Here is a 17,618-nt window from a genome sequence, read left to right as displayed (position 1 = left end):
GACCACCCCATGCCCTTACCGGAGTTGCTTGAAACCTCGAGCGGCTGGCTGGCCTGGGGCGGAGCAGCGATGTCGGCACTCACGATCGTGGCCTTCATCTCCCGCTGGGGACTGCGATTCCGCCTGGTGGGGGTCAGCAGTTTCACCCTGCTGCTATCGGCGAGCTGCTGGGCCTTTTCGGTGAGCTACACCCCCACAGTGAAGGTGGATGGTGCCGTTCGCGTCCCCATTGTTTTCGACAATGGCGACGATCTAGTGGTGGCACAGGCAGGCGTTGACTTTCCCCCTGAGGCCGTGGCACCCACCCTTGAACAGCTTGCTCAGAATGTGAGACCAGGTGGACGGAGCAGCGCGGTGGTGTCAGTGCGACTGCGCCAGCTGCAACCGGCAGGCGATGGAGCCTCGAAGCCCATCGTCCTGGGGGAACTGGAGCGGAGCTTCGAGCCCTAATGAACCCCGCCGATCCACTCAGGGATCTCCCCCAGGGACTACGTGATGAACAGGCTCAGCTTTTGGCCTCAGGACTCAACACCTGGGGAGACGTGCAGAACCTCACCGACCATCAGATCAGTCGCCTATCCGCCTCAGGCAGGGCCTCAGCTCGCAACCTGCGCCGCCTCAAAGGCATGGCCGATCTGGGATGCTGCCTCGACCTGGCCCCCGCCGATGCGGCCCTGCTGATGCATGCGGGCCTGGCCACAGTCGCAGCCGTGGCGGGTTCATCACCCCCCGAGCTGGTGACTCGTACTGGGCGTTTAGAACGGCAACTGCGCAGTGGCCGCCCGCCGGTGGTTGACCTGGCATTGGCAAGGACCTGGATCCTGAGAGCCAAGGAGAGGCAAAACACGAACTGACCGCTCCGACGAGCAAGCGGTGGTCTCACCCGTTTCAAATGAGGGTCGAACAAGGACGGCGGTCCTGTGCACTCCCTCCACATCCAGTCTCGATTGGTGGCGGCCTCCATGGCGGCCGTCCTCTCTGTGGCCTCTCCAAGCTCGGCGCAATCCACCCTTCTTGAGAGCGTCAAACGCAATCCGAAAGAAGCCAAGGCCCTGTGCCGACAGTTCGAAGCTCTCAACGCCAACGGCAAATCGGCACTGTCAGGCAAGTCCATCGGCAAGCTCGCCAACCAGCGCAACCTCAGCACCACCGATGCCGAAATCCTGGCTACCTATGTGATCGGTCTTCACTGCCCGGATGTTCGCTGATCACAATCTGATCACCGCCGACGGCGTAGCACTTGCATCCAGACTCTGGCGGCCCGATGCCCCCGGACCATGGCCATGCCTGCTGATGCGTCAGCCGTATGGCAGAGCGATCGCATCGACAGTCACCCTGCCCCACCCTCAGTGGTGGTGTCGCCATGGCTTCATGGTGCTAGTGCAAGACGTGCGCGGGCAGGGAGACTCTGGGGGAGTTTTTAAGGGATTTAGTCAGGAAGCCGAAGACACAGCCACAACCCTGGATTGGATTCGGGACCACCCTGACTGCAATGGTCGGATCGGTCTCTATGGCTTTTCTTACCAAGGGCTGACCCAGCTGCTTGCCCCGGAAGACTGTGCCCCTCCCGATTGCATGGCACCGGCCATGTGTGGGCTGGATGAGCGCCATCACTGGAGCTGCGAGGGCGGTGCCCACTGGTGGCATCTCGGCCTGGGCTGGGGCCTCCAATTGGCAGCATTACAGGCCAGGAGACGGAAGGATCAGAACGCTTGGGGGGAGATCCGCGAAAGCCTCGAGAACGGTCGTTATCTACGCAACGGACGAGATCTGCTGGAACGCCACGATCCCGATGGCATGGCCCTGCGCTGGCTGAAACTGCCTGCAGACCAAGCCGATGGTTGGACACAGCACCACAGCCCACGATCGTGGTTGCGTCGCCCCCTGCTGCTGCTGGGCGGATGGTGGGATCCCCACCTCCGCGGCGTCCTGGATCTGGCCGAAAGGTCCCGGGCCGCAGGCGGAAGTCCCGAACTGCACATCGGGCCAGCCACCCACCTGCAGTGGTGGCCTCAAAGCAGTGAACTGCTGCTGAACTTCTTTCAGCGCCATCTGCAGGACCACTCGGCGCCCGGTGAGAACGCCGGGGTGGTGAGGCTCTGGGACCAGGGGAGTGATCAGTGGATTGATATGCCTTGGACGACGGCGGACAGTCCGACAGCAAGCGCGATCGGCTGGCATCTCGCCAGTGATGGCCTGGCCTGCCTGGATCCCAACGAAGGCCGTCTTCTCAATCCACCGGAAGGCTCCGGTGGAACCGTCACGGTTGTGCATGACCCCTGGCGTCCGGTCCCGGCCGTGGGAGGTCACCTGAGTCCTTCAGCAGGCCCATGCGACCGAAGCTCCATCGATCAGCGCAGTGATGTGGCCGTGTTCACCAGTGCTCCCTTGCAGGACACACGCGTGCTGAATGGACGTCCGGTCCTGCGCTGTGAGGCCTCGGCGGACCAACCCGGATTCGATCTCGGCGTGACCCTCTCCAGACTTCCTGCGGGGTCGACAACAACCCAGCAGCTATCGATGGGGCTCCGAAGGGTTCTTGGAGACAGTGCCCTTCGGCGGGAGGAACGCTTGGTTGAACTACAGCCGGTCTATGCCAGCCTTCAGCCGGGTGACCGCCTGCGACTCTCCTTCGCTGGTACGGCATGGCCAGCGGTTGCCATCAACCCAGGCACACCGCACCACCCCTGCGGAGCACCAAGCCTTGAGTGTCGGGTGATCAGCATCGCGTTGCATCTGGACAAAGCCTTGCTCTGGATCGATCCCTTGCTGGTACTACACCCTGATGGAACTCCGGCAGACTGATCGCGATTGTTCGGACGATTGCCGTGAAGCTCACCTCCTGTCTTCTGGCTGCAGCCCTGGCCACCAGCACGCTTGAGCTGATCCCATCATTCTCCGTTCGTGCTGAGAGCCTTGTCAGCCAGGCCACCGCGGCCCCCCGCACAGAACTCAGCCCCCGCCAGGCCACCGAGGCCGCCACGGCTCTTCTTCAGGCGATTCAAACAAAAAATGCCGCGGGGATTTATTCCCTGCTGTCCTCCCCGCTTCAGGCGGCAACAAGTGTGGAGGCCGTCGCCAATCGCTTGCAATCCGCACCTGGGATTGAAACCTTCCGCGTGGTTGCCGTAAACCCCGGCATGGACGACACAACGGTCGACACGGTTGCAATCACCAACGGTGGGACTCGGGAGGTTCCTCTCCTGTTGGTGCTCGACGATGAGGGAAAGCTGCTGGCCTGGAAATGGGTGGGCACCATGCGGCCGATTGAGCAAACGGCACTCAATTTTGTGAAGGATCTGGATGCAAGCCGGTGGGTGGCAGCCCGGTACTACCTCGATCTCGATTTTCAGAAGGAGATTTCGCCGGCAGATCTGCAACGCAAATGGACCAAACTGGAAGGGCTTCTTGGTGGTGTGAAGCGCATCAAGAGCGCACTGGTCGCCAGCCAGGGCGGTGACCAGCAGCTGGTGCTGGTCACCATCGAGTTCGGGAAAATCACTGACAATCTGTTCGTGATCTTCAACCGGCAGGGCCGGATCATCAACGTGGATTTTTCAGCGGATCTGGTCTGATTACTCGCTCAGTCAGGTCGGTGCGCCGAATGTTGGGAATTTCGGCTTAAGCTCCCGGCCAACGCGGCGTCCAAAGGCATGACCAACACTGTTCTCGAGTGGATGGTTGAGGACGCACAACGGTTGGCCGAGTGCCGTCATGACCATCCGTTTGCTGTCCTCGGCCCCCAGGCTCAGGACGACGGAGGTTGGACCATCCGTGTCTGGATGCCTGAAGCAGACAGTGTGACCCTGCTCCTGGGCGATCAGGAGATGGTGATGTCAACCCCTCACCACCCCTGGATCTTCGAAGCCTCCGTCATCCAAGACCCGGGCTGCAGGTACCGGTTACGGGTTCAGCGTGGTGGGATCACCCATGAGCAGCATGACCCGTGGGCATTTCGCCAGGAATGGATGGGCGAAATGGACCGCCATCTCTTCGCCGAAGGCAACCATCACCACATTTGGCGACGGATGGGTGCCCATCGATGCGAGCGGGAAAGCATTCAGGGTGTGATGTTTTGCCTGTGGGCACCGCACGCGCGCAGCGTGAGTGTGATCGGCGACCTCAATTCCTGGGATGGACGCCATCACCCCATGCAGCAGCGTCTGGGTGGCATCTGGGAACTGTTCATCCCCGAGCTCAACGAAGGCAACTTGTATAAGTACGAAATCCGCACCCAGGACGGCCACTGCTATCAGAAGGCCGATCCGTACGGGTTTCAGCATGAGGTGCGTCCAGACACCAGCTCCGTGGTGAATCACCTGGATGGCTTCCATTGGACCGACAGCGACTGGATCCAGAAACGGGACAGCAGCAACCCCCTCGATCAACCGATCTCGGTGTACGAAATGCACCTTGGCAGCTGGATCCACGCGGCCGCCAACGAGCCGTTCATCGAAGCCGATGGCACCCCACGCGCTCCGGTTCCAGCCGCTGACCTCAAGCCAGGAGCTCGTCTTCTCACCTATCCAGAACTGGCCGATCGCCTGATTCCATACGTCAAGGAGAGAGGGTTCACCCACATCGAACTGATGCCAATCACCGAGCATCCCTTCGATGGCTCCTGGGGATATCAGGTCACCGGCTGGTATGCACCCACAAGCCGCTACGGCACACCCGATGAATTCCGGGTGTTCGTGGATCGTTGTCATGCCGAAGGCATCGGCGTGATCATCGACTGGGTCCCCGGACACTTCCCACGCGATAGCCACGGCCTCGCCTTCTTCGACGGCTGCCATCTCTATGAACATGCCGACCCAAGGATTGGGGAGCACAAGGAGTGGGGGACCTTAATTTTCAACTACAGCCGCAATGAGGTTCGCAATTTCCTCGTTGCCAACCTTGTGTTCTGGTTCGATCAATTCCACATCGACGGGATCAGGGTGGACGCTGTTGCATCAATGCTCTACCGCGACTACCTGCGGCCTGACGGCGAATGGCTTCCGAACGATCACGGCGGCAGGGAAAACACCGAAGCCGTGCAATTCCTTCAGCAGGCCAATCACGTGCTCTTCCAGCACTTCCCAGGTGCCCTCTCAATCGCCGAGGAATCCACCACCTGGCCGATGGTGACCCAGCCCACGGACATCGGTGGCCTTGGCTTCAACCTGAAATGGAACATGGGCTGGATGCACGACATGCTCGATTACTTCGAGCTTGATCCCTGGTTCCGACAGTTCCACCAGAACAACATCACATTCTCCATCTGGTACACGTACACAGAAAATTTCATGCTCGCGCTCAGCCACGACGAGGTGGTGCACGGAAAGAGCAATCTGTTGCACAAAATGCCTGGGGATGACTGGCAGAAATACGCCAACACGCGGGCACTACTGGCCTACATGTGGACCCATCCCGGGAAGAAAACCATCTTCATGGGCATGGAGTTCGGCCAAAGGGCTGAATGGAATGTCTGGGGAGATCTGCAATGGGATCTTCTCAATTACGAGCCCCATCAAGGTGTTCAGCGCATGGTCGATGACCTCAATGGGCTTTACAAAGCCGAGCCCGCCCTCTGGCGGGATGATTTTGATCAGTTTGGATTCCAGTGGATCGACTGCAACGACAACCGCCACTCAGTGATCAGCTTCATGCGTCGAGAGAGTGCCACTGGCACCTGGCTCGTGGTTGTGGCGAACTTCACTCCCCAGAGTCATTCTCACTACCGAGTTGGTGTTCCCTTGGCCGGGTTCTACGAAGAGATCTTCAACACTGATGCCAGCAAATATGGAGGCAGCAACCTGGGCAACATGGGCGGAAAGCCCACTGAAGAGTGGGGGATCCACGGCTACGACAACTCCCTCGACCTTTGCCTGCCTCCCTTGAGCCTGATGGTGTTCAAACACGATCCCAAAAGGAGTCTTAATCAGGCTCAAGTTTGAGCAGGCCTCTCGGCCTGAGAAAGTTCTCTCCATATGACGAAGACCCCGGGATGGATGCATCCCGGGGCTTTTTGTACGCATCACTCAGGTAAGTTTCCGGCTACGTCGAAAGAGCTTGATGAGCGACTCTCTGCCCCTGTTGCTGCGCGCAGCCCGCGGAGAAGCGGTCGAGCGTCCCCCTGTCTGGATGATGCGTCAGGCAGGGCGTTACATGAAGATCTACAGGGATTTGCGTGACCGGTATCCGAGCTTCCGGGAACGGTCGGAGAACCCTGATCTCTCCTATGAGATCTCGATGCAGCCCTTCAACGCCTTCAAGCCCGACGGCGTGATCCTTTTTTCCGACATCCTCACCCCCCTGCCGGGGATGGGCATCGACTTCGACATCATCGAAAGCAAGGGTCCTCAGATCGGTGAGCCGATCCGGACCATGGCCCAGGTGGATGCCCTGCATCCTTTGAACCCTGCTGAATCGATGCCCTTTGTTGGTGAAGTGTTGGGTCGTCTTCGTCAGAGCGTGGGCAATGAGGCCGCTGTCCTGGGCTTCGTCGGCGCTCCCTGGACCCTGGCCGCTTACGTGGTGGAGGGCAAGAGCAGCAAGAACTACGCCGTGATCAAGGCCATGGCCTTTCAGGAACCGGCCCTGCTGCACAAGCTGCTCGATCACTTCGCTGAATCGATTGCCCAGTACCTTCGCTACCAAATCGACTCCGGCGCCCAGGTGGTGCAGATGTTCGATTCCTGGGCCGGCCAGCTCAGCCCCGCGGATTACGACACATTTGCGGCTCCTTATCAGAAGAAAGTGGTGGATCTGGTCAAGCAGACCCATCCCGACACACCCTTCATCCTCTACATCTCTGGCAGTGCAGGGGTGCTTGAGCGCATGGCCACCACAGGGGTCGACATCATCTCCCTCGATTGGACCGTTGATATGGCTGAAGCCTTGGCCCGTCTTCCCGAGCACATCGGAGTGCAAGGCAACGTGGATCCCGGCTTGCTGTTCGGAACGCCCGAAGCAATCGAAGCCCGAATCGACGACTGCGTCCGCAAAGCCCGAGGTCGAAAACACATCCTCAATCTCGGGCATGGAATTCTTCCCGGAACCCCTGAGGAGAATGGCGCATCTTTCTTCCGCTCCGGCAAGAGCGTGATGGACCGAATCGGCGCCGTCGCCTGAGCACCATCTGATGCCCGCTCGCATTCTGATCACCGGCGCCAGCGGCTGCGTCGGTCAGTACACCGCCGACTGGCTGCTGCGGAACAGCGATGCGGATCTCCTCCTTTGGTTGCGTGACCCGTCCAAACTCACCGCAATCCAGGCCAACAACCCCAAAGTGAGGCTGCTGGTAGGTGATCTGCGTGAAACCGACCGCTTCGCCAGCGATCTGTCCACAGTCACCCGAGTGATTCACACCGCCACAGCCTGGGGGGATCCCGAAAGAGCGCAGCAAGTGAACGTGGTGGCCGTGAAACGGTTGTTGGCACTGCTCAACCCGAATCTGATCGAACAGATCACCTATTTCTCAACGGCAAGCATTCTTGATCGCCATCTTCAGCCGCTGCCCGAAGCCCTTGCCTACGGCACGGAATACATCCAAACCAAAGCCCAGTGCCTGAAAGAACTGGAGCAGCATCCGCTCGCCGAGAAGATCGTGGCAGTGTTTCCGACCCTGGTGTTCGGCGGCCGAGTAGATGGCAGCAGCCCGTTCCCCACCAGCTACCTCACAGAAGGCCTGGCGGAAGCCAGCAAGTGGCTCTGGCTGGCACGGTTTCTAAGGGCCGACGCCAGCTTCCATTTCATCCATGCCGCTGACATCGCCGCCATCTGCGGGCACCTGGCAACGTCACCTCATGAGCGCAATTCGGAACCGGGGCAGGGAGCCGTTCGCCGGATCGTGATGGGACAGCCGGTGATCAGCGTGAATGAAGCCGTGGCCACGCTCTGCCGTTGGCGAGGTGTGGCCCGTACACCAGGGGTGCCCCTTTGGCCCTGGTTGATTGAAACCCTGATCAAGATTCTCCCCATTGAGGTGAATGCCTGGGACCGCTTCTCCATCAAACAGCGCCACTTCATCCACAACCCCGTGACCCAGCCCGAGCGCTTCGGAGGCACCAGCCATGCAGCAAATCTTGAAGCTGTGCTTCAAGACTCCGGCCTCCCCCATCGAGGTGGAGTCTAAAAGCGCTTAAGATCGCTGAAGTGTTTCTGACGTCATGCTTAAGAGCCTGAAGTCCATTGTTTCAGCAGCCATCGCATTTCTTGTGGTCTGCTCCATCGGCGTCGCATCTGCCAACGCTGCCACTGTTGAAGTGAAGCTCGGCACTGATGCCGGAATGCTGGCTTTCGAGCCCAGCACCGTCACCATCAAAGCTGGCGATACCGTCAAGTTCGTGAACAACAAGCTGGCTCCTCACAACGCTGTGTTCGACGGTCACGCTGAACTCAGCCACAGCGACCTCGCCTTCGCCCCCGGTGAGTCCTGGGAGGAAACCTTCTCCGATGCAGGCACCTACGACTACTACTGTGAGCCCCATCGTGGTGCAGGCATGGTCGGCAAAGTGATTGTTGAATGATCCCGTTCACCGGGATCAATTGACAATTTTCTGAAAGCAACACATCAAGTCTCCGGAGGATGAAACCTTTCTTCCGGGGGCTTTTTTTATTCCCAGGTCTGGATAGGGTTTGGACAGTGATCATCAGCGTTTGATGCTGAACCCCACCTCCTTCCTGGCCTTGCTGCTCAGCATTGGCCTGGGGCTGATGAGTGCAATGCCTGCCTCTGCTCTGAGCAGTCCAGACCCAGAGCATGGAGCCCAGCTGTTCTACGCGAACTGTGCGGCTTGCCATATGGGTGGAGGCAATGTCATCAGCGCAAGCCGCACCCTGAGCCAGACTGATCTCCAAGCCCATCTGGAGTCCTACGGCATGGACCCGCTCGAGGCGATCGAACATCAGATCGAAAACGGCAAGAACGCCATGCCTGCCTATGAAGGCAAGCTCAGCGATCAGGACATTGCAGATGTCGCGGCCTATGTAGAACGCCAAGCTGAACATGGCTGGTCCCGATGAGCAGGGAGGGATTCAGCGATTTCGTTAGAGCTCTGGAACGCAGTCCTGGCTTGAGGCGAGAGGTTCAAAACCTAGCCACACTTGATGGGATTATCGAACTGGCAAGACAGACGGGCTTTCCCGTTTCGGCCGACGATTTCAAGGCCGATGCGCATTGCTCCAAAATCGCAACCTGGTTCGCTGACAGCTTGATCTGAACTGTCAAGACAGCTGGCGGCATGCGTCAAGAACCGCCAGATACAGGTCTTCGTCGACCTCACGGATGTCGTACTCCGTTGGCATCGCATCATGATGATGTTCATGCACGACGGTCCAGCACATCCGCTCGGGATCCGTGAGGGTTGGGCCGTAAATCTCCTGCACCCTGCCCACAAGGTGCTTCACGAGAGATGGATCGACAGCCTTGGGCTGCTGCATCGTGAGTGGAACAATTCGGTTGACCCTACCGATTCGCATCGGTTAACCGTCGCCTGTCGTGGAGACCGAACGCAAGGGAGCGGTCTTCCAAGACTCTGATCCAAAGATCACCCATACGGTTGGTGCAGACCAAGAAGAACCATGCAACCCACGGCCGAACAATTCACTGAGAAAGCCTGGGCCGCCATCCTTTCGGCCCAGCAGCTGGCCCAGAAACGCCGACATCAGCAGCTGGAAACTGAACACCTGCTCCAAGCCCTCCTGGAACAGGATGGTTTGGCCAGCCGCATCCTCGAAAAAGCGGGAGTCACGCCTGCCGCCCTGCAGAGCAGCGTGGAAAGTCACCTCACCCAGCAACCTGCTCTGCAGACCCCGCCTGAGTCTGTGTATTTGGGCAAGGGCCTGAGCGACCTGCTTGATCGGGCCGACAGTCTCAAACAGAACTATGGCGACAGCTACATCTCCGTTGAGCACCTGCTGCTGGCCCTGGCAGACGACAGACGCTGTGGACGACGGCTGCTCACGCAGGCCGGCGCTGACCCCGACTCACTCAAAAATGCCATCAACGCGGTGCGGGGCAGTCAGACCGTGACGGATCAGAACCCGGAGGGCTCCTATGAGTCCCTGGAAAAATATGGACGAGATCTCACAGCCGCAGCCAGGGACGGCAAGCTCGACCCGGTGATCGGACGTGATGAGGAAATCCGCCGCACCATTCAGATCCTCAGCCGCAGGACGAAGAACAATCCGGTGCTGATCGGGGAACCTGGGGTCGGCAAAACAGCGATCGTGGAAGGACTGGCACAACGCATCGTCAACGGCGACGTTCCCCAGGCCCTGCAGAACCGACAGCTCATCGCCCTCGACATGGGCTCCCTGATCGCCGGTGCCAAATACAGAGGAGAGTTCGAGGAACGGCTGAAGGCCGTGCTCAAGGAGGTGACCGCCTCCGACGGCGGGATCGTGCTCTTCATCGACGAGATCCACACCGTGGTCGGTGCCGGTGCCACCGGAGGAGCCATGGATGCCAGCAATCTGCTCAAGCCGATGCTTGCTCGGGGCGAACTGCGCTGCATCGGCGCCACCACCCTCGATGAACACCGCCAGCACATCGAGAAGGATCCGGCCCTCGAGCGCCGCTTCCAGCAGGTGCTTGTGGATCAGCCCACCGTGGAAGATACGGTGTCGATCCTGCGTGGACTGAAGGAGAGGTATGAAGTGCACCACGGCGTGCGCATTGCCGACAGCGCCCTCGTGGCGGCGGCGGTTCTGAGCAGCCGCTACATCGCCGATCGCTTCCTGCCCGATAAGGCGATCGACCTGGTGGATGAATCCGCCGCGCGCCTGAAGATGGAGATCACCTCCAAACCGGAGGAGATCGACGAGATCGACCGCAAGATTCTGCAGCTAGAGATGGAGAAGCTGTCTCTCGGCCGCGAGTCCGACGCCGCCAGTCAGGAACGGTTGGAACGCCTTGAGCGAGAGCTGGCGGAACTCTCGGAACAGCAGAGTACCCTCAACGCCCAGTGGCAGCAGGAGAAAGGCGCCATTGATGACCTCTCGAATCTGAAAGAAGAGATCGAGCGCGTGCAGCTGCAGGTGGAGCAAGCCAAGCGCAGCTACGACCTGAACAAAGCTGCCGAACTGGAATACGGAACGCTGGCCACTCTGCAGAAACAGCTAGCCGACAAGGAGGCAGCCCTTGCTGCCGCAGACGACGGAGGGCAGGACAAGTCCCTGCTTCGCGAGGAAGTCACCGAAGACGACATCGCTGAGGTGATCGCCAAATGGACAGGCATTCCCGTGGCGAAACTGGTCCAATCGGAGATGGCCAAGCTGCTGAGCCTGGAAACCGAGCTGCACGAACGCGTCGTGGGTCAGCAGCAGGCGGTCACCGCTGTCGCCGATGCGATCCAGCGATCCCGTGCTGGCCTCAGTGATCCCAACCGACCGATCGCCAGCTTCCTGTTCCTGGGCCCGACCGGGGTGGGCAAGACCGAACTGTCAAAGGCATTGGCGGCTCAGCTCTTCGACAGCGAGGACGCCATGGTGCGCATCGACATGTCGGAGTACATGGAGAAGCACACGGTGAGTCGGCTGATCGGAGCACCTCCCGGCTATGTGGGGTACGAGGCCGGGGGCCAGCTCACGGAGGCTGTCCGACGCCGGCCCTACGCCGTGATCCTCTTTGACGAGGTGGAGAAGGCCCACCCCGATGTGTTCAATGTGATGCTGCAGATCTTGGATGATGGCCGCGTCACCGATGGTCAGGGGCGAACGGTGGATTTCACCAATGCTGTACTGATCCTCACCAGCAACATCGGCAGCCAGTCGATCCTTGACCTCGGGGGCGACGACGGTCAGCACACCGAAATGGAGCGACGGGTGAATGACGCTCTGCGCGCTCACTTCAGGCCGGAATTTCTCAACAGGCTTGATGATCAGATCATCTTCCACAGCCTCAGGCGGGATGAGTTGCGCCGGATCGTGACCCTCCAGGTGGAGCGCCTGCGCTCTCGGCTGGATGAGCGCAAGCTGGGGCTCAATCTCACCGAAGCAGCCACCGACTGGCTGGCCAATGCCGGCTACGACCCTGTCTATGGCGCACGCCCACTCAAGCGCGCCGTTCAGCGGGAACTGGAAACGCCCATTGCCAAAGCCATCCTTTCCGGGCGGTACGGCGACGGTGACACCGTCCATGTGGATGTTGAACCTGTTGTCACTGGCCAGGAGAACCAGCAGCAGCTGGCCCTGCGCTGAACCACTCCGGCAGGGCCTCATAGCAGGCTCCATTGGCCCGGTTTTCCCGGGCCTCCACGCGCCAGCAGCAGCTGCGGCCATGATCTCGCTCCATCAGGAGTGCGTTGGCCCAGCTCCACACCAACCGTGCCGAAGCCTCCATACCAACGTTCTCCATCACGCGGAGATCAAGGGCTCCCTGCACGTGCAGATCTTGCCATTGCGCAAGCAGGGGATCATCGGCATTCACCAGAAACGTGTGATCAAACTGCTCACGCAGCTGGGACTCAAGGGGTCTGAGGCTGGAGAAATCCACAACAAAACCACAAGCGTCCAGGTTGGTGGCAGCGAACCAAACCGTGAAGCTACGGCTGTAGCCATGCACGAACCGGCAATGTCCCGGATGGCGCCACTGGCGATGACAACAGGGGTAACCGTCGAACTGCTTGCTGCAGGTGTAACCAACGGGAGGCAGGAGCATCGGGCAGACGAACGGAACGGCGCTGCGGGAGGATTCCTCCTGTCTACATCTGGACCCCACACCCAGCGATGCAGCCCCTTACCCCTGCGTTCCTCGATCAGCTCCGCTTCAACGAAGCAGGACTGATTCCAGCGATTGCGCAGGACTGGCTTGACGGTGCTGTGCTGATGGTGGCCTGGATGAACCGTGGCTCGCTGGAGCTCACCCTCAGCAGCGGCGAAGCGCATTACTGGAGCCGCTCCCGCAAGGAGCTCTGGCACAAAGGAGCCACCAGTGGACACACCCAGACGGTGCGCAACATCCGCTACGACTGCGATGCCGACGTGATCCTGCTGACCATCGAACAGCGCGGCGATGTGGCCTGCCACACCGGTGCACGCAGCTGTTTCTTTGAAGACGGAGATCACCGCAGTGAAGGCGGCCACCAGGCCCTGCCACCACCGGCCGATGCCTGCACCGAACTGATGCGCGTGATCGAAGACCGCCGGGAGAACCCTGACGAGGGCAGCTACACCAACAAACTGCTGAGCGGCGGTGACAATCGCATCCTCAAGAAGATCGGCGAGGAAAGCGCCGAATTCGTCATGGCCTGCAAAGACGACAACCCGGAGGAGATTGCCGGTGAAGCGGCTGACATCCTCTTCCATCTCCAGGTAGCCCTGGCCCATCACGGCGTCAGCTGGCGCCAGGTGCAAGAAGTTCTTGCCGCCCGAAGAGGCGCACCGAGGCGGCACTAGACGTCGACATCAAGACACACAGGGGCTTTCGGATGTGACCACGACTTCATCACCGAGCTGAACAGTCTTAAGCAGGTCGGCCATCACCTCCTGTCCGACATTGATGCAACCACCGGTCACTGACTGACCGACTCGGCTGGGGTCGTTGGTGCCGTGAATGGCAAAGCTGTACCAACGGAACTGGCCGTCGTAGGTGTTGAAGCGGAACGGCTGGGGCGTCGGGGGAACCGGCGTCAGGCTGATGTAACCGATGCCATATTCAGCCGTTTCGCCATCCCCCTTGAAATCGATCGCACTCATGTTGCGGAAGAGGTTCTCTCGCAGATAGGCCTCACTTTTTCCAGAGGACTCCACCAGGGAGGGGTCCATCGCGAAGCGATCCGCGCTGAGCACAGCATTCACACGGAAGGTTCCCAGGGGAGTCCACCCCTCCTCGAAGCGGGTTCCCTTGCAGGCAATGCCATTGCGGCCATACCCCACCTTGAACTGCCGAGGCGCTTGTCCGCGCAGCAGCTCCCCCCGACTAGCCGAGGGATTGTCGCCATCCAATTGAATGAGGATGGTTTCAGACCTGCCAACAGACTGATCAGCTTTCGGCTCCGAGGGACTGCAGCCCACCGCAGCGATCGCCAGAGCAGTCAGGGCGGGCAGGCCCACCAGTTGTCCGGTTCGCCATCTCCGCAACATACCCAAAGTGGAAGGATTCTTGTCCCGCAGCTTGCCGGGTTTAGAGCCTGATGACATCCCAGCGACACAGCCATTAACCAGCCTCGAAAACACGAAAACGTGTTGCAAACGCTACGAAAGAGCAACGCTTACGCGTCATCAGCCCGAGCCTCTGGAGGGAGTGGCTGCCCAAAACCTGTCGGCTGGCGGCGAATCCACTCCAACGTGAGGCGATCATCCTCGGAAGGCTCAAGCACCGGAGACGCCCCCTGCACAGGCGCCATGGCGTCAGCCGGATTGTCACTATGCCCCCAGAGCCCAAACGCATGACCGAGCTCATGCAACGCCGTCGCCCTCAAAGCCAACGCACGCAGCTCCGGCGACACCAACACGGTGACCCGGGGCTCAAGTAACGATCGATCGGCACGCTTCACCTCCAGCACCTGCAAAAGGCTTCGTCCATTACTGGCACGCCATCCTTCAGACAGCTGACGCAGTGGGGGGCGCCGCCGCTCAACCCGCACATGGGCTCGTCGGGGCTCGTCAACGCGGACAATCGGCAAGAGCTTCGCCCAGCTGTCCAGCGCTGCATTCACGCCTTGAAGCCAACGCCGCTCCCAGCGATCCGCATCACCCGCAGCAGAGGGTTGAACCCACACGCACCATCGCGGCAAGGAGGGAGCTCCAAAGTCAGACCGTGCCAGCTTGTTGCCATATCCCGGGGCTGCGGCTGCAGCCCCGGCCCGGAGAGATTCACCGTCCAGAATGCGCTCTGCCTGAGCAGGAGGGCATGGGTCAAGGTTCATTGATCGCGTGCGCTACACGCTGGGCAGCCCTACACCTCGAGCCATCAGCGTGGCGAGAAGGGGAACCAGTGAAAAGCCCACCAACTCCACATTGATGATCCAACCGAGACGAGTGGCAAGAGCTTCACTCACCTTGGGCAGTTCGCCCTTACGCAAGGGGATGGCCCAGAGGATGTAGGTGATCGTTGGGTAGAGGGAGAGAGCACCAACACTGAGATAAAGACCCACCTTCCACCAGAACAGAGGGTTCTGGGTATAGAACTCACTTCCCTGGCCGAAATAAAGAACCCTGAAGATGCCGCTCACCAGAAGCGCCAGAGCCGCGATGCCATAAATGATGTCGGTGATCACCATCGCCGTTGCCGAACGCCGATCAGGATCCGGACGCAACAGCCTGCGCTCAACCACCAGTGCGGCGAAGCAGAACATGAAGCTCACGTAGTGGATGTAGGCCACTCCCGCACTCTTGGCGATCTCGGGGGTGAGCACGGTGGCCAAAGGCATGGATTCGACTTAGGTCGGCGAAAGTGAGGGTAGCTGCAGAAGCACATCAGCCGCTGTTTGGAAAAGAGCCCAACGAAGAGCAGAAATACTCAGACAGATAAAAAGTGAAGAAAAACCATCTCAATTATGAACAAAAAAGGAATTCAGTACAAATTCAAGATTGCGTCTAAATTATGAATTCCGCACTCTTTATTACACGGGCCAGCTGGAAAGACATTCGTCCTAGGTTCAAGGAAACAGAGCCAACAAAATGGTGAGCTCCCTGAGTGCTTTTCTGGGCGAAATCGGCAGACACCAATTACTGACGCCTGAACAGGAATTAACAATGGGCAGAAAAGTCCAGGCGATGGCAACCCTGACCGAACGCTGCATGCTGGCCGGGGGCAGCGGCCCTGCCTGCGAGTACAGCGAAGACGAAAAACGCATCATCAAACGTGGTGAAAAAGCGAAGAATCAAATGATCACAGCCAACCTCAGGTTGGTCGTGAATCTCGCAAAGCGCTACCAGGGAAAAGGCCTTGACCTTCTTGACCTGATCCAGGAGGGAACACTCGGGCTGACCAGAGCTGTTGAAAAATATGATCCAACCCGAGGGCATCGATTTTCCACCTATGCCTACTGGTGGATCCGGCAAGGCCTCAATCGTGCACTTTCAACACAAAGCCGCACCATTCGCATTCCGGTCAATGTGAATGAAAAGCTCACCAAATTACGTGCTTCCAAAGCCCGCCTGATGCAGCGGAATGGACTTTCGCCGAGTACCGAACAGCTCTCCGACGACATGAATCTCCCGATCAGCGAGGTCGAGGATCTTCTTGGTTGTGAGTTGCGCAGCGTCACCGTAAGCCTGCAAGGGGTGGTGAAATCGAAATCTGACCCGTCTGAGCTGGTGGATGTGCTGCCCAGCGAGGAAATTCCGCCATTGGAGCGGGCTGAGATTGCCGAGCGCACGGCATCAGCCTGGAAACTGCTTGATAAATCCAACCTCACGCCCAAGGAGCGCACCGTCGTCATGCTGCGCTTCGGCCTTGACGGCAGCAATGAATGGCGAACGTTGGCCGAGGTCGCCCGTCAGATGAACTGCAGCCGGGAATATTGCCGCCAGGTTGTGCAGAGGGCTCTGCGCAAGCTCCGCAAGACCGGAATTCAGCACGGACTGGTCGAAATGAGCGTTTGAACGGGAACCCGACCATCACCGCTACGGCTCCCCTCCTTCTCAAGCGTGTTGGGGTGACTCAAAATAATGGTCATTTTGATGACAAGGCCCCCGTTGGAGTCCTCTTCTTCCCCCGTCGATCCAAAACCTGTTGACGTCACGGTGGATGAGGGGCTCCTGCGCAACCTGCTCAAGCGGAGCGGTCGACTCCTAATACGACCAGCGCTGGAAGCGTTGGAAATGGTGCTCGAGCCGGCCACACCGCATCAGGCCAGAGTCACTGTTCTCGCTGCGCTCACTTACCTCGTCGTACCAATTGATCTGATCCCTGATCTGCTCCCTGTAGCTGGGTTCAGCGACGATCTGGTGGCCTTGACCGCACTGCTGGGACTGTGCAGGAATCACATCACTCCCGAGATCAAGCAGCGTGCTCAGCGCAGACTGGACCGGTGGTTCCCGTTGTTAAACCCATGACTGGCTGGTCTCAAGAGCTCGAGGACGACCTCGGAGCACTGATCAAGGACTGGCTCAAGCAACAGGGACGCACACAGGCCGACTTGCGTCGCAGTCTCCGTGCCACGTCAACGCGAATGCCGGCCCTTCTGGACATTCTTCAGAGAGATCACAACCTTGGTGGGATGCAGAGAGTGGCTGCCAGGCTTTGCGCCATCGAAGCCGAATGGGCAGACCATCCATCCACTTCAGACTCCGTCGAGACTTTTGCTGCAACGGGGCACTCCGATGATCCTTTTGGTCAGCTCGACCTTCTCCTTCAGGAAATTCGCGATGGTCGCGCCAGCTAAGGAGAATTCCAGGCAGAGTAGTGATTAGTGGAGAACCAACGATGCCCTACCAAATCCAACAGCTTGCTGGCATCAGCCTGATAACCGCATTCTCCTTAGTCCTTCCCCAAAGTGCCCTGGCACAGTCAGAAGTCTGGCTTCTCGGCCCCAACAGTCGCACTGGGCAACAAAGCACCGTTGTTCCTACTGATTGCGTAGAGGGTTCCGACGGCTCAATCACTTGCAACACCAAGATTGAGAACCCTCCTGGAGACACACCCGCAAAGCCCTACTACAACCCCTTCAGCAGCAACTGAACCT

General features: G+C 59.3%; 22 protein-coding genes. 17 read left to right on the top strand and 5 right to left on the bottom strand.

The window, feature by feature from the left end:
* Window positions 1-9: 9 nt before the first annotated feature.
* The 11 genes from ACLM45_RS00270 (at window position 10) to ACLM45_RS00220 (ending at window position 9,206) form a co-directional block, all read left to right on the top strand.
* Window positions 10-450 carry a Ycf51 family protein gene (locus ACLM45_RS00270; protein WP_415409959.1) on the top strand — a complete coding sequence of 147 codons (441 nt, stop codon included), beginning with the start codon at window positions 10-12 and terminating at the stop codon, window positions 448-450.
* A complete protein-coding gene (locus ACLM45_RS00265; protein WP_415409958.1) occupies window positions 450-854 on the top strand; it encodes a DUF4332 domain-containing protein in 405 nt (134 codons plus the stop codon). The genes ACLM45_RS00270 and ACLM45_RS00265 overlap by 1 nt, the downstream gene beginning before the upstream one ends.
* Window positions 855-962: 108 nt before the next feature.
* Window positions 963-1,208, top strand: coding sequence for a hypothetical protein (locus ACLM45_RS00260; RefSeq protein ID WP_006040856.1), 246 nt, complete (start codon window positions 963-965; stop codon window positions 1,206-1,208).
* Window positions 1,198-2,805, top strand: coding sequence for a CocE/NonD family hydrolase (locus ACLM45_RS00255; protein WP_415409956.1), 1,608 nt, complete (start codon window positions 1,198-1,200; stop codon window positions 2,803-2,805). The genes ACLM45_RS00260 and ACLM45_RS00255 overlap by 11 nt, the downstream gene beginning before the upstream one ends.
* 23 nt (window positions 2,806-2,828) lie before the next feature.
* The gene (locus tag ACLM45_RS00250) at window positions 2,829-3,575 is read left to right on the top strand and encodes a DUF3887 domain-containing protein (RefSeq protein WP_415409954.1); all 747 of its coding nucleotides are present in this window, start codon (window positions 2,829-2,831) and stop codon (window positions 3,573-3,575) included.
* A 78-nt stretch (window positions 3,576-3,653) separates the two neighbouring features.
* The gene (gene glgB, locus ACLM45_RS00245; protein ID WP_415409952.1) at window positions 3,654-5,939 is read left to right on the top strand and encodes a 1,4-alpha-glucan branching protein GlgB; all 2,286 of its coding nucleotides are present in this window, start codon (window positions 3,654-3,656) and stop codon (window positions 5,937-5,939) included.
* 118 nt (window positions 5,940-6,057) lie between these two features.
* Window positions 6,058-7,116, top strand: coding sequence for a uroporphyrinogen decarboxylase (hemE, locus tag ACLM45_RS00240; protein ID WP_006040852.1), 1,059 nt, complete (start codon window positions 6,058-6,060; stop codon window positions 7,114-7,116).
* A 10-nt stretch (window positions 7,117-7,126) separates the two neighbouring features.
* Window positions 7,127-8,119, top strand: coding sequence for an NAD-dependent epimerase/dehydratase family protein (locus tag ACLM45_RS00235; protein WP_006040851.1), 993 nt, complete (start codon window positions 7,127-7,129; stop codon window positions 8,117-8,119).
* 34 nt (window positions 8,120-8,153) lie between these two features.
* The gene (petE, locus tag ACLM45_RS00230; RefSeq protein ID WP_415409950.1) at window positions 8,154-8,513 is read left to right on the top strand and encodes a plastocyanin; all 360 of its coding nucleotides are present in this window, start codon (window positions 8,154-8,156) and stop codon (window positions 8,511-8,513) included.
* A 133-nt stretch (window positions 8,514-8,646) separates the two neighbouring features.
* Entirely contained in the window at window positions 8,647-9,009 is a 363-nt protein-coding gene (locus ACLM45_RS00225; RefSeq protein ID WP_415409949.1) for a c-type cytochrome, read from the top strand.
* Window positions 9,006-9,206 carry a Nif11-like leader peptide family natural product precursor gene (locus tag ACLM45_RS00220; RefSeq protein ID WP_415409947.1) on the top strand — a complete coding sequence of 67 codons (201 nt, stop codon included), beginning with the start codon at window positions 9,006-9,008 and terminating at the stop codon, window positions 9,204-9,206. The genes ACLM45_RS00225 and ACLM45_RS00220 overlap by 4 nt, the downstream gene beginning before the upstream one ends.
* Before the next feature lie 4 nt (window positions 9,207-9,210).
* Here the strand turns inward: ACLM45_RS00220 and ACLM45_RS00215 are convergent, their stop codons facing one another.
* Complete coding sequence (locus tag ACLM45_RS00215) at window positions 9,211-9,426, bottom strand: hypothetical protein (RefSeq protein WP_006040847.1); 216 nt, start codon at window positions 9,424-9,426, stop codon at window positions 9,211-9,213.
* Between the two features lie 141 nt (window positions 9,427-9,567).
* Here ACLM45_RS00215 and clpB point away from each other — a divergent pair, with 141 nt between their 5' ends.
* Window positions 9,568-12,186: an ATP-dependent chaperone ClpB gene (clpB, locus tag ACLM45_RS00210; RefSeq protein WP_415409945.1), complete on the top strand. Its 2,619-nt coding sequence runs from the start codon at window positions 9,568-9,570 to the stop codon at window positions 12,184-12,186.
* Here the strand turns inward: clpB and ACLM45_RS00205 are convergent.
* Window positions 12,146-12,646, bottom strand: a complete 501-nt coding sequence (locus ACLM45_RS00205) for a 6-carboxytetrahydropterin synthase (protein WP_415409944.1) — start codon at window positions 12,644-12,646, stop codon at window positions 12,146-12,148. The genes clpB and ACLM45_RS00205 overlap by 41 nt on opposite strands.
* A 68-nt stretch (window positions 12,647-12,714) precedes the next feature.
* Here ACLM45_RS00205 and hisIE point away from each other — a divergent pair, with 68 nt between their 5' ends.
* The gene (gene hisIE, locus ACLM45_RS00200; RefSeq protein WP_415409942.1) at window positions 12,715-13,383 is read left to right on the top strand and encodes a bifunctional phosphoribosyl-AMP cyclohydrolase/phosphoribosyl-ATP diphosphatase HisIE; all 669 of its coding nucleotides are present in this window, start codon (window positions 12,715-12,717) and stop codon (window positions 13,381-13,383) included.
* Window positions 13,384-13,392: 9 nt separating this feature from the next.
* On the opposite strand, the gene ACLM45_RS00195 is transcribed toward hisIE, so the two are convergent.
* From ACLM45_RS00195 to ACLM45_RS00185, 3 genes are all read right to left on the bottom strand, one after another.
* Window positions 13,393-14,127: a L,D-transpeptidase gene (locus tag ACLM45_RS00195; protein WP_415409940.1), complete on the bottom strand. Its 735-nt coding sequence runs from the start codon at window positions 14,125-14,127 to the stop codon at window positions 13,393-13,395.
* Between the two features lie 71 nt (window positions 14,128-14,198).
* Window positions 14,199-14,855, bottom strand: a complete 657-nt coding sequence (locus ACLM45_RS00190) for a peptidase (protein WP_415409938.1) — start codon at window positions 14,853-14,855, stop codon at window positions 14,199-14,201.
* A 12-nt stretch (window positions 14,856-14,867) separates the two neighbouring features.
* A complete protein-coding gene (locus tag ACLM45_RS00185; RefSeq protein ID WP_006040841.1) occupies window positions 14,868-15,359 on the bottom strand; it encodes a DUF2214 family protein in 492 nt (163 codons plus the stop codon).
* Window positions 15,360-15,609: 250 nt separating this feature from the next.
* Here ACLM45_RS00185 and ACLM45_RS00180 point away from each other — a divergent pair, with 250 nt between their 5' ends.
* From ACLM45_RS00180 to ACLM45_RS00165, 4 genes are all read left to right on the top strand, one after another.
* Window positions 15,610-16,536, top strand: a complete 927-nt coding sequence (locus ACLM45_RS00180; protein WP_413330788.1) for a sigma-70 family RNA polymerase sigma factor — start codon at window positions 15,610-15,612, stop codon at window positions 16,534-16,536.
* A 93-nt stretch (window positions 16,537-16,629) separates the two neighbouring features.
* Window positions 16,630-16,989 carry a YkvA family protein gene (locus ACLM45_RS00175; RefSeq protein WP_415409936.1) on the top strand — a complete coding sequence of 120 codons (360 nt, stop codon included), beginning with the start codon at window positions 16,630-16,632 and terminating at the stop codon, window positions 16,987-16,989.
* The gene (locus ACLM45_RS00170) at window positions 16,986-17,318 is read left to right on the top strand and encodes a hypothetical protein (protein ID WP_006040837.1); all 333 of its coding nucleotides are present in this window, start codon (window positions 16,986-16,988) and stop codon (window positions 17,316-17,318) included. The genes ACLM45_RS00175 and ACLM45_RS00170 overlap by 4 nt, the downstream gene beginning before the upstream one ends.
* A 41-nt stretch (window positions 17,319-17,359) precedes the next feature.
* On the top strand, window positions 17,360-17,614 hold the full coding sequence (locus ACLM45_RS00165) for a hypothetical protein (protein WP_415409934.1): 255 nt from the start codon (window positions 17,360-17,362) through the stop codon (window positions 17,612-17,614).
* Window positions 17,615-17,618 lie beyond the last annotated feature (4 nt).

Source organism: Synechococcus sp. A10-1-5-9 (genome assembly GCF_047716785.1).
GTDB lineage: Bacteria > Cyanobacteriota > Cyanobacteriia > PCC-6307 > Cyanobiaceae > Synechococcus_C.
This window is presented reverse-complemented; position numbering and strand designations above follow the sequence as displayed.